Origin of the sequence: Streptomyces typhae (genome assembly GCF_009755605.1) — a bacterium.
In the GTDB taxonomy this organism is placed as follows: Bacteria; Actinomycetota; Actinomycetes; order Streptomycetales; family Streptomycetaceae; genus Streptomyces; species Streptomyces typhae.
In genome coordinates this window covers 168123-179864 of sequence record NZ_WPNZ01000016.1, presented here as the reverse complement: position 1 = coordinate 179864, position 11742 = coordinate 168123, and the positions used below count along the sequence as shown (strand labels likewise).

13 protein-coding genes are annotated in these 11742 nt (G+C 71.9%); 9 read left to right on the top strand and 4 right to left on the bottom strand.

Annotated features, from left to right (window positions below; translation table 11 throughout):
• The first annotated feature begins 323 nt into the window (after positions 1–323).
• From GPA10_RS27435 to GPA10_RS27425, 3 genes are all read left to right on the top strand, one after another.
• Positions 324–584: a hypothetical protein gene (locus GPA10_RS27435; RefSeq protein WP_157167810.1), complete on the top strand. Its 261-nt coding sequence runs from the start codon at positions 324–326 to the stop codon at positions 582–584.
• Positions 584–1273, top strand: a complete 690-nt coding sequence (locus tag GPA10_RS27430) for a trimeric intracellular cation channel family protein (protein ID WP_246259837.1) — start codon at positions 584–586, stop codon at positions 1271–1273. Before GPA10_RS27435 ends, GPA10_RS27430 begins: the two co-directional genes overlap by 1 nt.
• A gap of 77 nt (positions 1274–1350) precedes the next feature.
• Positions 1351–2145, top strand: coding sequence for a GNAT family N-acetyltransferase (locus tag GPA10_RS27425; protein ID WP_157167809.1), 795 nt, complete (start codon positions 1351–1353; stop codon positions 2143–2145).
• A gap of 35 nt (positions 2146–2180) precedes the next feature.
• On the opposite strand, the gene GPA10_RS27420 is transcribed toward GPA10_RS27425, so the two are convergent.
• A complete protein-coding gene (locus GPA10_RS27420) occupies positions 2181–3392 on the bottom strand; it encodes an isoaspartyl peptidase/L-asparaginase family protein (RefSeq protein ID WP_157167808.1) in 1212 nt (403 codons plus the stop codon).
• 156 nt (positions 3393–3548) lie between these two features.
• Positions 3549–4775, bottom strand: a complete 1227-nt coding sequence (locus GPA10_RS27415) for an acyl-CoA dehydrogenase family protein (protein WP_157167807.1) — start codon at positions 4773–4775, stop codon at positions 3549–3551.
• Between the two features lie 165 nt (positions 4776–4940).
• On the opposite strand from GPA10_RS27415, the gene GPA10_RS27410 reads away from it, so the two are divergent.
• On the top strand, positions 4941–5597 hold the full coding sequence (locus GPA10_RS27410) for a TetR/AcrR family transcriptional regulator (RefSeq protein ID WP_058848785.1): 657 nt from the start codon (positions 4941–4943) through the stop codon (positions 5595–5597).
• 43 nt (positions 5598–5640) lie between these two features.
• Here GPA10_RS27410 and def read toward each other — a convergent pair whose 3' ends face one another.
• A complete protein-coding gene (gene def / locus GPA10_RS27405) occupies positions 5641–6186 on the bottom strand; it encodes a peptide deformylase (protein ID WP_157167806.1) in 546 nt (181 codons plus the stop codon).
• Positions 6187–6334: 148 nt separating this feature from the next.
• Between def and GPA10_RS27400 the strand changes: the two genes are divergently transcribed.
• The 5 genes from GPA10_RS27400 to GPA10_RS27380 all read left to right on the top strand — a co-directional run bounded on the left by GPA10_RS27400 (position 6335) and on the right by GPA10_RS27380 (position 11210).
• On the top strand, positions 6335–7582 hold the full coding sequence (locus GPA10_RS27400) for a MurT ligase domain-containing protein (protein ID WP_058848787.1): 1248 nt from the start codon (positions 6335–6337) through the stop codon (positions 7580–7582).
• Positions 7583–7746: 164 nt separating this feature from the next.
• On the top strand, positions 7747–8478 hold the full coding sequence (locus GPA10_RS27395; RefSeq protein WP_058848788.1) for a type 1 glutamine amidotransferase: 732 nt from the start codon (positions 7747–7749) through the stop codon (positions 8476–8478).
• 381 nt (positions 8479–8859) lie between these two features.
• A complete protein-coding gene (locus GPA10_RS27390; RefSeq protein WP_058848789.1) occupies positions 8860–9885 on the top strand; it encodes a 6-phosphofructokinase in 1026 nt (341 codons plus the stop codon).
• Positions 9886–9997: 112 nt separating this feature from the next.
• Complete coding sequence (locus GPA10_RS27385; protein WP_058848790.1) at positions 9998–10957, top strand: cytochrome c oxidase assembly protein; 960 nt, start codon at positions 9998–10000, stop codon at positions 10955–10957.
• 94 nt (positions 10958–11051) lie between these two features.
• On the top strand, positions 11052–11210 hold the full coding sequence (locus GPA10_RS27380; RefSeq protein WP_107450297.1) for a hypothetical protein: 159 nt from the start codon (positions 11052–11054) through the stop codon (positions 11208–11210).
• Positions 11211–11336: 126 nt separating this feature from the next.
• Here the strand turns inward: GPA10_RS27380 and GPA10_RS27375 are convergent, their stop codons facing one another.
• A complete protein-coding gene (locus GPA10_RS27375; protein ID WP_157167805.1) occupies positions 11337–11738 on the bottom strand; it encodes a subtilase-type protease inhibitor in 402 nt (133 codons plus the stop codon).
• Positions 11739–11742 lie beyond the last annotated feature (4 nt).

The following is an 11742-nucleotide window of genomic DNA, read 5'->3' as shown; positions in this document are numbered from 1 at the left end:
GCTCTTTACCATGACTTTGTACGCCGCGTCCGTGGACTTGTACGCCGTGTCCAACGGCGGTGGACTCGGCACGCCCTGGTGCCACTTGCGTTCCGCCCGCTGGCCTGCCCCTCGCTCTGGCCCCCGCCCTGCCGTTTGTTCCGGCCCTCGCCCTGTCCCCTGTTCCGGGATGCGCCTCCGTTCCGGCGTTCCGGGATGCGCCTCGTCCCTGCCATGCTTCGATCCTCCGCCCGGCCGGGGCTTCGCGGGGTCGTCCTTTCGGCTATTCCGATCCGTCCACGTGGCCGATGGCGCTCCCCGGCTGCGCCGGACAGGCTGGAGGGATGTTCACGGCGCGGAATCCCAGGTGGTGGCTCAGGGCGGCGGGGGCCGCAGGCGTGTGCGCGCTGACGGCGGCCCTTGTCGCGGGCGCGCCGAGGTACCACGCGCCCGCCGAGCACGACGAGCCCCGCGCCGCCGCCGCGCCGGACGCCGGCGCGGACCCGTGGCTCGACGCCGTCGCCCTCACCGTCGCGGTCGCCGTCTCCACGGCCGTCCTCCTGCTGCTGCGCCGCCGCGCACCCGGAAGGAGGACGGACAGCTGATGCTGCACACGCTGTACCTGACAGGGATCGCCGCCTTCGCCGCCAGTGGAGTCCTCGCCGCGCACCGGGCGCGGATGGATCCGTTCGGCGGGCTCGTGCTCGCCTTCGTAGCCTCCATTTCCGGGGGCACGCTGCGCGATCTCATCCTCGACCGCCACCCCCTGTACTGGACGCACGACTGGGTCCTGCTCACGATCGTCGGCTGCACGGGCGTGGCCACGATGCTGTATCTGCGCCACCGCGAGCTCCCGCAGCGCACGCTGATGGTGGTGGACGCGGTCGGCCTCTCCGTCGTCACGGTCATGGGCGCCCAGGCCGCCCTCGACGCCCGTGTCACCCCCCTGGCCGTGATCATCCTGGCCGTCCTCACGGGCGTGACGGGCGAAGTCGCACGCGATGTGCTGTGCGGGCAGTTCCCACCGCTGCTGCTGCGCGAAGAGGTGTACGCGACGGCGGCCCTCGCGGGCGCCCTGTGCTATCTGGGCCTGCACCACGCGGGTGCCTCCCCGACCGCGACCACGGTGACGTCCGCCGGGCTCGTGCTGGCCCTCAGGCTGGCGGCGATCACGAAGTCGCTGCATCTGCCGCCGCTGTCCCGGGCGACGGGCAAGCCGGATGCCGCCCCTTCGCACCCCCCGCGCACGCACCCCCCGCACTCGGACCCGGCGCGCACGGACGCGGACGTCTGACCCACCCGCCCCGCACCGCAACGCCCCGCACCGGAAATCCCGTTGCCGCGGGCGGCCCTCCTTGCTGAAGTGTGCGCATGGATCACTCAGCGGTACTCGCCGCGTACGACAGGCAGATACGGCAGAACCTGGAACCGGACGGACCCGGGGTGCTGATCGAGCGGGTGGACGGCGTCGTCCGGCGCGTGGCCGCGGCGCACGACTGGAACGGTGTCCTCTGGTCGGACCTCGAAGAGTCCACCGCGGACGAGTCGATCGCCGCGCAGGTGCGTCACTTCACCTCCCTCGGCCTGTCCTTCGAGTGGAAGACGTACACGCACGACCTCCCCGCCGACCTGCCCGAACGGCTGCTCGCCGCGGGATTCACCGCCGAGCCCTCCGAGGCCCTCATGGTCGCCGACGTCGAGGAGCTGCCCCTGGACACCGCTCCGCCCGAGGGGATCCGGCTGCTCCCGGTCACGGACGCGGACGGCGTGCGCCGCATGACCGAGGTGCACGAGCAGGCCTTCGGCACGGACGGCACCGACCTCGGCCGGCAACTGCTCGACCAGCTCACCACGGCGCCGGATTCGGTCGCCGCGGTCGTGGCCATGGCCGGTGACGTGCCGGTCAGTTCGGCGCGCATCGAGTTCCGCCCCGGTACGGACTTCGCCGGACTGTGGGGCGGCGGCACCGTGGCCGAGTGGCGTGGCCGCGGCATCTACCGCTCCCTGATCGCCCACCGCGCCCGCATCGCCGCGGAGCGCGGAGTGCGTCACCTCCAGGTCGACGCGTCCGACGACAGCCGCCCGATCCTGCTCCGGCTCGGCTTCACGGAACTGGCCACGACGACGCCGTACGTGTACGAGGCGCCGCCCGCTCAGGCAGCGTGACGGCGCGTCTCCGGACGAGCCGACCGTGACCGGTGTCAGGTGTTGGGCGGCGTCTCGTCCGGGAAGATCTTCGTGACGATCTTCCCGTCCTTCGTCACATAGCCGTGCAGCATGCCGGGGCTGCTGTGCGGCGCGTCGAACTCGCCGTCGGGCGCGAGGGCGATCACGCCGCCGTCGCCACCGAGCCCCGGCAGCCGCTTGACGATCACTTCGTAGGCGGCCGACGCGACACCGGCGCCCTTGAACTCCATGAGGTTCGAGATCGTCGACGTGGCGGCGCCCCGGATGAACACCTCGCCGGCGCCCGTGGCGCTCGCGGCGACGGTGCCGTTCTTGGCGTACGTCCCCGAGCCGATCAGGGGTGAGTCGCCCACACGGCCGGGCAGCTTGTTGGTCATGCCGCCCGTTGAGGTGGCCGCCGCCAGGTCGCGTTTCCTGTCGACGGCGACCGCCCCGACCGTGCCCTTGGACTGGGCGTCGGCGAGCGCGGCGGGAGAGTCGTCGGCCGTCGGCCCGCCCTCGGCCGTCCGCCCGCCCTCGGTCCTCCGACCGTCCGAGCCGCCGTTCCCGCCTCCACGTGCCCGATCGTCCTTCTCCTGCTCCTTGGCGGCCATCAGGGCGTCCCAGCGGGCCTGCGTCCAGTAGTAGTCCTGCGTGACGGTCCTCAGGCCGTGGCGGGCCCCGAAGTCGTCGGCGCCCTCGCCCGCGAGCAGGACGTGCGGGGACTTGTCCATCACCGCGCGGGCACCGGCGATCGGATTGCGCAGGCTCTTGACCCCCGCCACCGCGCCCGCCCTCAGGTCCGTGCCCCGCATGATCGACGCGTCCAGTTCGTGCCCCGCGTCCGCGGTGAACACGGCGCCCTTGCCCGCGTTGAACAGCGGGTTGTCCTCCAGCTTCTCCACCGCCGCCTGCACGGCGTCGGTGCTGGAGCCGCCCTTGCCCAGGACCTTGTTGCCTGCGCGCAGAGCCGCGGCGAGCCCGTCCCGGTACGCCTTCTCCCGCTCCGGAGAGGTCTTGTCCCGGTCGAGCGCCGTCCCGGCCCCGCCGTGCACGGCGAGGACCACGTCTTGCGCGTCCGGCTCGGCCTTGCCGGTGGGCCGCTCGCCGTGTGCCGCGGGGGCCGGGCGGTCGTCCGGTGCGCCGCCCCCGGCGCCCCCGTCAAGGGGAACGGCGAGCACCGTCACAGTGACCGCCGCCGCGGTGGCGAGGGCGGGGATCAGCCAGGTCAGGGGGCGTCTGCGCATCGGCACTCCTCGGCAGAGGGAACGCGGGCGTCCACGGTAATGGCATGACCATGGCGCCTACCAGAGCGCCTCCCGCGCCCCGGCCGCACCTCGCGCACCCCTTGGCCGGCGGTCCCTCCGCACCCTGCGGCCCACGACCTCTCCGCACCCCACGCCTCAGCGGATCGGCAGCCCCGAGAGCGTGCGGGCGATGACCAGGCGCTGGATCTCGCTCGTACCCTCGAAGATCGTATAAATCGCGGCATCCCGGTGCATGCGTTCCACCGGGTACTCACGGATGTAGCCGTTGCCGCCGAGGATCTGGATCGCCTGGGCGGTGACCTTCTTGGCGGTCTCGCTGGCGAACAGCTTGGACATCGAGCCCTCGGCCGACTCGAACTTCTTGCCCGTGGTAGCCATCCAGGAGGCACGCCACACGAGCAGCCGGGCCGCGTCGATCTGCGTCCGCATGTCGGCCAGCTGGAAGGCGACACCCTGGTTGTCGATGATCGGTCGGCCGAACTGCGTACGCGTCCTGGCGTATTCGAGGGCCTCTTCGTACGCCGCGCGTGCCGTACCCACCGCCATCGCGCCGACCGCGGGACGGGAGGCCTCGAAGGTCGCCATGGCGGCGTTCTTCAGGCGCTCGCCCCCGCTCTTCGCACGCTCACGCGCGCGTGCCAGACGCTCGTCCAGCTTGTCCTTGCCGCCGAGGAGGCAGGAGCCGGGAACGCGCACGTCCTCCAGGACGACCTCGGCGGTGTGCGAGGCGCGGATGCCGTGCTTCTTGAACTTCTGCCCCTGGGACAGGCCCGGGGTGCCCGGCGGCACGATGAAGGACGCGTGGCCCTTGGAGCCGAGTTCGGGGTCGACGACCGCGACGACGACGTGGACCGCCGCGATGCCGCCGTTGGTCGCCCAGGTCTTGGTGCCGTTCAGGACCCACTCGTCCTTGGCCTCGTCGTACACGGCGCGGGTGCGCATGGACGCCACGTCGGAGCCCGCGTCCGGCTCGGAGGAGCAGAAGGCGGCGACCTTCACGTCGTTCACGTCGCCGTACATCTGCGGGATCCAGGTGCCGATCTGCTCCTCGGTGCCGTTGGCGAGGACGCCGACCGCCGCGAGGCCGGTGCCGACGATGGACAGGGCGATGCCCGCGTCGCCCCAGAAGAGCTCCTCCATGGCCATCGGTATGCCGAGCCCGGTCGGGTCGAAGAACTGCTGGGCGTAGAAGTCCAGGGAGTAGATCCCCACCTTCGCCGCCTCCTGGATGACGGGCCAGGGCGTCTCCTCGCGCTCGTCCCACTCGGCGGCCGCGGGGCGGATCACGTCGGCCGCGAACCCGTGGAGCCAGTCCCGGACCTCCTTCTGCTCGTCGTTGAGCTCCATGGTGAACTCGGCCATGACTCCTCCAGGACTGCGGAACCCTGCTACGTTACTTGCGGTAACCGGAGTCTGTTACTGGCCGGTAGCCGATGTCAACTCCCGGCAGCCCGTTCGATGCGCACCCGCGCGCGAGTGTTACGTTGCGCGTGCGTCAGGCAACTGGACGGGCGGAGAGAGCACCTCATGGAGACCACGCAGCGGACCGATCAGCAACGGTCCGCCGAGCAACGGCGGCGCGAACTTCTCGAGGCGGCCGACCGCGTCGTCCTCCGTGAGGGACCCGGAGCCTCGATGAACGCCATCGCCGCCGAGGCGGGCATCACCAAGCCCATTCTGTACCGGCACTTCGGCGACAAGGGCGGCCTGTACGCGGCCCTGGCCAAGCGGCACACCGACGCGCTGCTCGCCTCGCTGCGGGACGCCCTGGACGCCCCCGCGGAGCGCAGGGAGCGGGTGGAGGCGACGCTCGACACCTACCTCGCGGCCATCGAGGCCCGTCCGCAGGTCTACCGCTTCCTGATGCATCCTTCGGAGGCCGCCCAGCCCGGCGAGCAGAGCGGCGAGAGCGGCTTCGACGTCGGCCTGCACTCCGCGCCGCTCCTGCGCAGGCTCGGCGAGGAGCTGGCCGAGGTGATCGAGGAGCGGGTCGACCTCGGCCCGCAGAGCACCCAGCTCGCGCGCGTGTGGGGGCACGGCATCGTCGGCATGATGCACGCGGCCGGGGACTGGTGGCTCGGCGAACGGCCCTGCTCCCGCGCCGAATTGGTGCAGAGCCTCGCCGACCTGCTCTGGGGGAGGCTCGCGGCGGCGGGCAACCGCGTGGGCGGGCCCGGCTTCTGAACCGGCACCGGCGCCGCCCGACGCCGTGGCAGCCGCGCGAAGCTCAGGCGGTCGCCGCCCAGGGCGCCCGCGCCGCCTGCCGCAGCACCCTGCGCCGGCGCCACCCGGTGACGTGGTCGGTGTACACGCCGCCCTCCAGGTGGTCGTACTCGTGCTGGAGGCAGCGCGCGAAGAACCCGGTGCCGTGCACCCGCACGGCCTCCCCGCGCAGTGTGACTCCTTCGAGGACCGCGTGGTCGAAGCGCGGGGTCGCCGCCTCCAGACCGGGCAGCGAGAGACACCCCTCGGGACCGCGGACGCTCACGCCGTCCACGTCGACGAGGCGCGGGTTCACGAGGTGCCCGAGGTGGCGCACGTCCTCGTCGTCCGGGCAGTCGTACACGAACACCCTGAGGCCCTCGCCGATCTGGTTGGCCGCAAGGCCGACGCCGTTCGCCGCGTACATCGTGGCGAACATGTCCTCCACGAGCGCGGCGAGGCCCGGACCGAAGTCGGTCACCTCGTCGCAGGCGGAGTGCAACCCGGGGTCGCCGAGCAGGGTCAGGGGTCGTACGCGCCCTGAGGCGCCCGGGATCGAGCCGTGTCGCATGGCGGCAAGAGTACGGTCCAGAGGACACCAGGGGGCATTCGCGCCCGTGCACAGGAGGTGTGATTCGGGCTTGTCAGTCGATCTCGATAGGCTGGCCCGACACGATGCCGGGCAGGCGCGGTGCCGTACGCAAGGAGGATCCAGAACGATGGCAGGACACCCTGGCAGTGGAGACCCGCTGTCGCCTCGGGCCAAGCTGGCCGTGACGGCGGGCAAGGCGGCCGCGGCGGTGTCGCGCGTGGCAGGCCGCGGCAGCGGTTCGGTGATCGGCGGCAAGGTGGCCCTCAGGCTCGACCCGGAGCTCCTGGGACGCCTGGCCACGCACCTGGACGTGGTGCTCGTCTCGGCCACGAACGGCAAGACGACCACGACGCGGTTGATCGCCGAGGCGCTGCGGGCCAGCGGCCCGGTCGTCTCCAACGCCCTCGGCGCGAACATGCCCGCCGGGATCACCTCCGCGCTCGCCGGCGGCTCCGACGCCCGGTTCGGCGTGATCGAGGTCGACGAGAAGTACCTCGCGGGTGTCGCCCGTGACGTCTCGCCGAAGGCGATCGCGCTCCTGAACCTCTCCCGCGACCAGCTCGACCGCGCCGGTGAGACCCGCATGCTCGCCGAGAAGTGGCGTGAGGGCCTCGCCGGTTCCAAGGCTGTCATCATCGCGAACGCCGACGACCCGCTGGTCGTCTGGGCCGCCTCCTCCTCGCCGAACGTGGTGTGGGTCGCCGCGGGCCAGGCGTGGAAGGACGACGCCTGGTCCTGCCCGGCCTGCGGCGGCGTCATGCAGCGCCCCGGCGACGACTGGTACTGCGGCGAGTGCGGCTTCCGCCGCCCCCAGCCGAGCTGGGCACTCTCCGGGGACTACGTACTCGATCCGCACGGCTCGGCCTGGCCGATCCACCTCCAGCTCCCCGGCCGCGCGAACAAGGCGAACGCCGCCTCGTCCGCCGCCGTCGCCGCCGTCTTCGGGGTGCCCCCGCAGGTCGCCCTGGAGCGGATGTACCAGGTGCAGGCGGTCGCGGGCCGCTACGACGTCGTGCAGTTCCAGGGCCGCGATCTGCGGCTGCTCCTCGCGAAGAACCCGGCGGGCTGGCTCGAAACGTTTTCGCTGATCGACCCGCCGCCGGCCCCGGTGCTCCTGTCGGTGAACGCCCGCGGCGCGGACGGCACGGACACCTCCTGGCTGTGGGACGTGGACTACACCCGGCTCGCCGGGCACCCGATCTTCGTCCTCGGCGACCGCAAGCTGGACCTCGCGGTCCGCCTGGAGGTCGCGGGCCTCGACTTCCGGGTGTGCGAGACCCTCGACGAGGCCGTGCAGCTCGCTCCGCCCGGCCGCATCGAGGCGATCGCGAACTACACCGCGTTCCAGGACCTGCGCCGCCGCGTCGGCAACTGACGCCACGGAACACCTCGGAGCACCACGGAGCACCGCGGAATGCCACCGCGGAGCACCGCGGACCTCCCGGTACTCCGAGCACGTCATCCGGCACTCCGAGATCTTCGTCCGCCACTCCGAGACCTTCGTCCGGCACTTCGAGACCTTCGTAGGGACCAATGAGCATGAGCGACAACAGCCTGCGGCTGGTGTGGGTCTACCCCGACCTGCTGAGCACGTACGGCGACCAGGGCAACGCCCTCGTGGTGGAGCGGCGCGCCCGCCAGCGCGGTTTGCAGGTCGAGCGGTACGACGTCCGCAGCGACCAGCCCGTGCCGACCTCCGGTGACATCTATCTCATCGGCGGCGGCGAGGACCGTCCGCAGCGTCTGGCCTCCGAGCGGCTGCGCCGCGACGGCGGCCTCCAGCGGGCCGTGGGCAACGGCGCCATCGTCTTCTCGGTGTGCGCGGGCTACCAGATCCTCGGCAACGAGTTCATCAACGACCTCGGCCAGCGCGAGCCCGGCCTCGGCCTGCTCGACGTGGTGTCCACGCGCGGCGAGGGCGAGCGCTGCGTGGGCGACGTCCTCGGGGACATCGACCCGCAGCTCGGCCTGCCCGAGCTCACCGGCTTCGAGAACCACCAGGGCATCACGCATGTCGGCCCCGGCTCGCGCCCCTTCGCCCGGGTCCGTCTCGGCAAGGGCAACGGCACCGGCGACGGCACGGAAGGCGCGTACAACGGCACGGTCTTCGGGACGTACATGCACGGTCCCGTGCTCGCCCGCAACCCGCTCGTCGCGGACCTGCTCCTGAAGCTGGCCCTCGACGTGAACGCGCTGCCGCCCACGGACGACCGCTGGTACGAGGCTCTGCGCGGGGAGCGGATCTCCGCCGCCCAGCAGCAGCCCGCGTAGCGCCTCCGGCGGGGTGGGCGGTCCCTTGGTTGTGCGGGGCGGGCGGCTTGCCGTTTGTCGCGCTGCGCGCTCGTCCTCAAACGCCGGACGGGCTGGAATCTCCCGTCCGAACGCCGGACCGGCTGGGATCCCCCGTCCGAACGCCGGACCGGCTGGAATGCTCGTGCACCGTCCGCCGGACGGGCTGGAAGCTCGTGCACCGTCCGGCGGGTGGCTGCGGGACCGAAGGGAGTGCACGCCGTCCGGCGGTCGGCTCCAGCGATGCTCTGTCCACCTGGCGGGCGGGCCTGTGGCTGTGGGGCTCCCGCCGGTAGGGTGGGCGAGATCCAGCCGGACGACGTGGTCCGGTCACCGGCCCACGTAGCAAAGGTATTCCGCGCTATGCGCATTGGTGTCCTGACCTCCGGCGGCGACTGCCCCGGCCTGAATGCCGTCATCCGCTCGGTCGTCCACCGCGCCGTCGTCGACCACGGCGACGAGGTCATCGGCTTCCACGACGGCTGGAAGGGCCTGCTGGAGTGCGACTACCGCAAGCTGGACCTGGACGCGGTCGGCGGCATTCTGGCGCGCGGCGGCACGATCCTCGGCTCCTCGCGGGTGCAGCCCGCCCACCTTCGTGACGGCGTCGAGCGCGCCAAGGGCCATGTCGTCGACCTCGGCCTCGACGCGATCATCCCGATCGGCGGCGAGGGCACGCTCAAGGCCGCCCGGCTCCTCTCGGACGCGGGCCTGCCCATCGTCGGCGTGCCGAAGACCATCGACAACGACATCGCCGTCACCGATGTGACGTTCGGCTTCGACACGGCGGTCGGTGTCGCCACCGAGGCCCTCGACCGCCTCAAGACCACCGCCGAGTCCCACCAGCGCGTCCTGATCGTCGAGGTCATGGGCCGGCACACCGGCTGGATCGCGCTGCACTCCGGCATGGCGGCAGGCGCCCACGCCATCGTCGTACCGGAGCGGCCCTTCGACATCGAGGAGTTGGCGGCGAAGGTCGGCGAGCGCTTCGAGGCGGGCAAGAAGTTCGCGATCGTCGTGGCCGCCGAGGGCGCCAAGCCGCGCGAGGGCACCATGAAGTTCGACGAGGGCGCCAAGGACGTCTACGGCCACGAGCGGTTCGCGGGCATCGCCCGCCAGCTCTCCCTCGAACTGGAGCAGCGCCTCGGCAAGGAGGCCCGCCCGGTGATCCTCGGCCACGTCCAGCGCGGGGGCACGCCGACGGCGTACGACCGGGTGCTCGCCACCCGCTTCGGCTGGCACGCCGTGGAGGCCGTGCACCGCGGCGAGTTCGGCAACATGACCGCGCTGCGCGGCACGGACATCGCGATGGTGCCGCTCGCCGAGGCCGTCGAGACGCTGAAGACGGTGCCCGACGAGCGGTACGCGGAAGCGGAGTGCGTGCTCTGACGCCCGCCCCACCGAAGCCCTGGAACCGCCCCCGGTCGCCGACGCGGCCGGGGGCGGTTCTACGCTGGTGCCGACACACAGCGCACAATCGGCACGAAACAGGAGCCAGCGGATGGATCACAGCGGGCACGGCATGCATGGCATGAACATGGATCTGCCGCCGTTCACGCTGGGGCGCGGGCTCGAACCCTCGGCCGACCCCTTCTTCCTCATCGGCTGCCTGGTGGCCCTCGCCCTGTACGGGTGGGGGGTCGTGCGCCTGGTGCGGCGCGGCGACAAGTGGCCGGTGGGCCGCACGGTGTCCTTCGTCATCGGCGTCCTGACCGTGCTGCTCGTGATGTGCACCAAGCTCAACGATTACGGCATGGTCCTGTTCAGCGTGCACATGGTGCAGCACATGGTGATCAGCATGCTGTCGCCGATCCTGCTGCTCATGGGCGCGCCGATCACGCTCGCGCTCAGGGCGCTGCCGGTGGCGGGCCGCGGCCGCAAGGGCCCGCGCGAGCTGCTCCTCGCCCTGCTGCACAGCCGGTACGTACGGATCATCACGCATCCGGCGTTCACCATTCCGCTGTTCATCGCGAGCCTCTACGCGCTCTACTTCACCCCGCTGTTCGACACCCTGATGGGCTCCAAGGTCGGCCACATCGGCATGATGGTCCACTTCCTCGCCGTCGGCCTGGTCTTCTTCTGGCCGATCATGGGTGTGGACCCGGGGCCGCACCGCCCCGGCTATCTGATGCGGATGCTGGAGCTGTTCGCGGGCATGCCGTTCCACGCGTTCTTCGGCATCGCCCTGATGATGGCGTCCGAGCCGATGGTGGGAACGTACAAGAATCCCCCGGCGTCCCTCGGTGTCGAGGCGCTGGCGGACCAGAACGCCGCGGGCGGCATCGCCTGGGCGTTCAGCGAGATCCCCTCGGTGCTCGTCCTGCTCGCTCTGCTCTTCCAGTGGTACCGCTCCGACCAGCGCGAAGGCCGTCGCAAGGACCGTGCGGCGGACCGGGACGGAGACAAGGAGCTGGAGGAGTACAACGCCTATCTGGCCTCACTGGCGGCACGCGGACGCTAGCGGCAGAGCCGCATCGCGGGTGAGGATGGCCTCAGGCCACGGTCACGGCGCTCCGGGAACCGGACGCCCGACCTGCGTTTGAGGAGGCAGGGCGATGCCTGGTTCTACGAAGACGATGGGCGCGTTCACCATCGGGGGTCTGGTGATGGTGACCGCCTACACGGTGGTGCTCGGGAGCAACGGCTGGCTGTGGTTCGGCTGGGTGGTGCTCGGGCTGCTCACGGTGGCGATGGTGTTCGCGCGGGCGTCCTGAGGTGGGCGCGCGCGGGAGTCCGGAAGCGGGCGCGCGCGGGCGTCCGGAGGGGGCGCGCGCCGGAGGGGCGTGGTTGAGCGGCGGGGACAGTGGCAGCGGCAGCCCCAGCCGCAACCGCGAACGGGCTCAGAAGCGGAAGACGTGCCCCGTGCTCGCGCCCAGCTCGCACGCGTTGCCGTAGGTCTTGCGCCACCCCACGGGCCTGCCGCGGTGCTCCCCTTCGGCGGTGACGGTGACGGGCGCGTACTCCTTGGTGCAGAGCTGGTCCCGTGCGACCGGCAGGGAGTCGAAGTCACCGCCTGCCGCGTCCAGCTCGGCGCAGGCGCGCGCCGCGTGCGGGTGATGCCCCGACGGCTCGGGCGCGCACCGCAGCACGAGGCCTCGGATCCAGGTGTTCGCGTCGCCGGAGACGGTGAGGAGGAGGCCGCCCCGCCGCTCCGGGGCCCCGGTGCCGGGAGCCGCCGCGGCCGGCGCGACGGCCGCGGCGAGCGCGAGCAGGGTGGCCGCGGTGACAGTGATCGGGCGCATGGGA

Coding starts and splice junctions, on each gene's coding strand:
- GPA10_RS27430 (WP_246259837.1), top strand. CDS start 584: ATGCTGCACACGCTGTACCTGACAGGGATCGCCGCCTTCGCCGCCAGT.
- GPA10_RS27415 (WP_157167807.1), bottom strand. CDS start 4,775: ATGGCCGAGTTCACCATGGAGCTCAACGACGAGCAGAAGGAGGTCCGG.
- GPA10_RS27375 (WP_157167805.1), bottom strand. CDS start 11,738: ATGCGCCCGATCACTGTCACCGCGGCCACCCTGCTCGCGCTCGCCGCG.
- GPA10_RS27395 (WP_058848788.1), top strand. CDS start 7,747: ATGAGCGACAACAGCCTGCGGCTGGTGTGGGTCTACCCCGACCTGCTG.
- GPA10_RS27400 (WP_058848787.1), top strand. CDS start 6,335: ATGGCAGGACACCCTGGCAGTGGAGACCCGCTGTCGCCTCGGGCCAAG.
- GPA10_RS27410 (WP_058848785.1), top strand. CDS start 4,941: ATGGAGACCACGCAGCGGACCGATCAGCAACGGTCCGCCGAGCAACGG.
- GPA10_RS27380 (WP_107450297.1), top strand. CDS start 11,052: ATGCCTGGTTCTACGAAGACGATGGGCGCGTTCACCATCGGGGGTCTG.
- def (WP_157167806.1), bottom strand. CDS start 6,186: ATGCGACACGGCTCGATCCCGGGCGCCTCAGGGCGCGTACGACCCCTG.
- GPA10_RS27385 (WP_058848790.1), top strand. CDS start 9,998: ATGGATCACAGCGGGCACGGCATGCATGGCATGAACATGGATCTGCCG.
- GPA10_RS27420 (WP_157167808.1), bottom strand. CDS start 3,392: ATGCGCAGACGCCCCCTGACCTGGCTGATCCCCGCCCTCGCCACCGCG.
- GPA10_RS27435 (WP_157167810.1), top strand. CDS start 324: ATGTTCACGGCGCGGAATCCCAGGTGGTGGCTCAGGGCGGCGGGGGCC.
- GPA10_RS27390 (WP_058848789.1), top strand. CDS start 8,860: ATGCGCATTGGTGTCCTGACCTCCGGCGGCGACTGCCCCGGCCTGAAT.
- GPA10_RS27425 (WP_157167809.1), top strand. CDS start 1,351: ATGGATCACTCAGCGGTACTCGCCGCGTACGACAGGCAGATACGGCAG.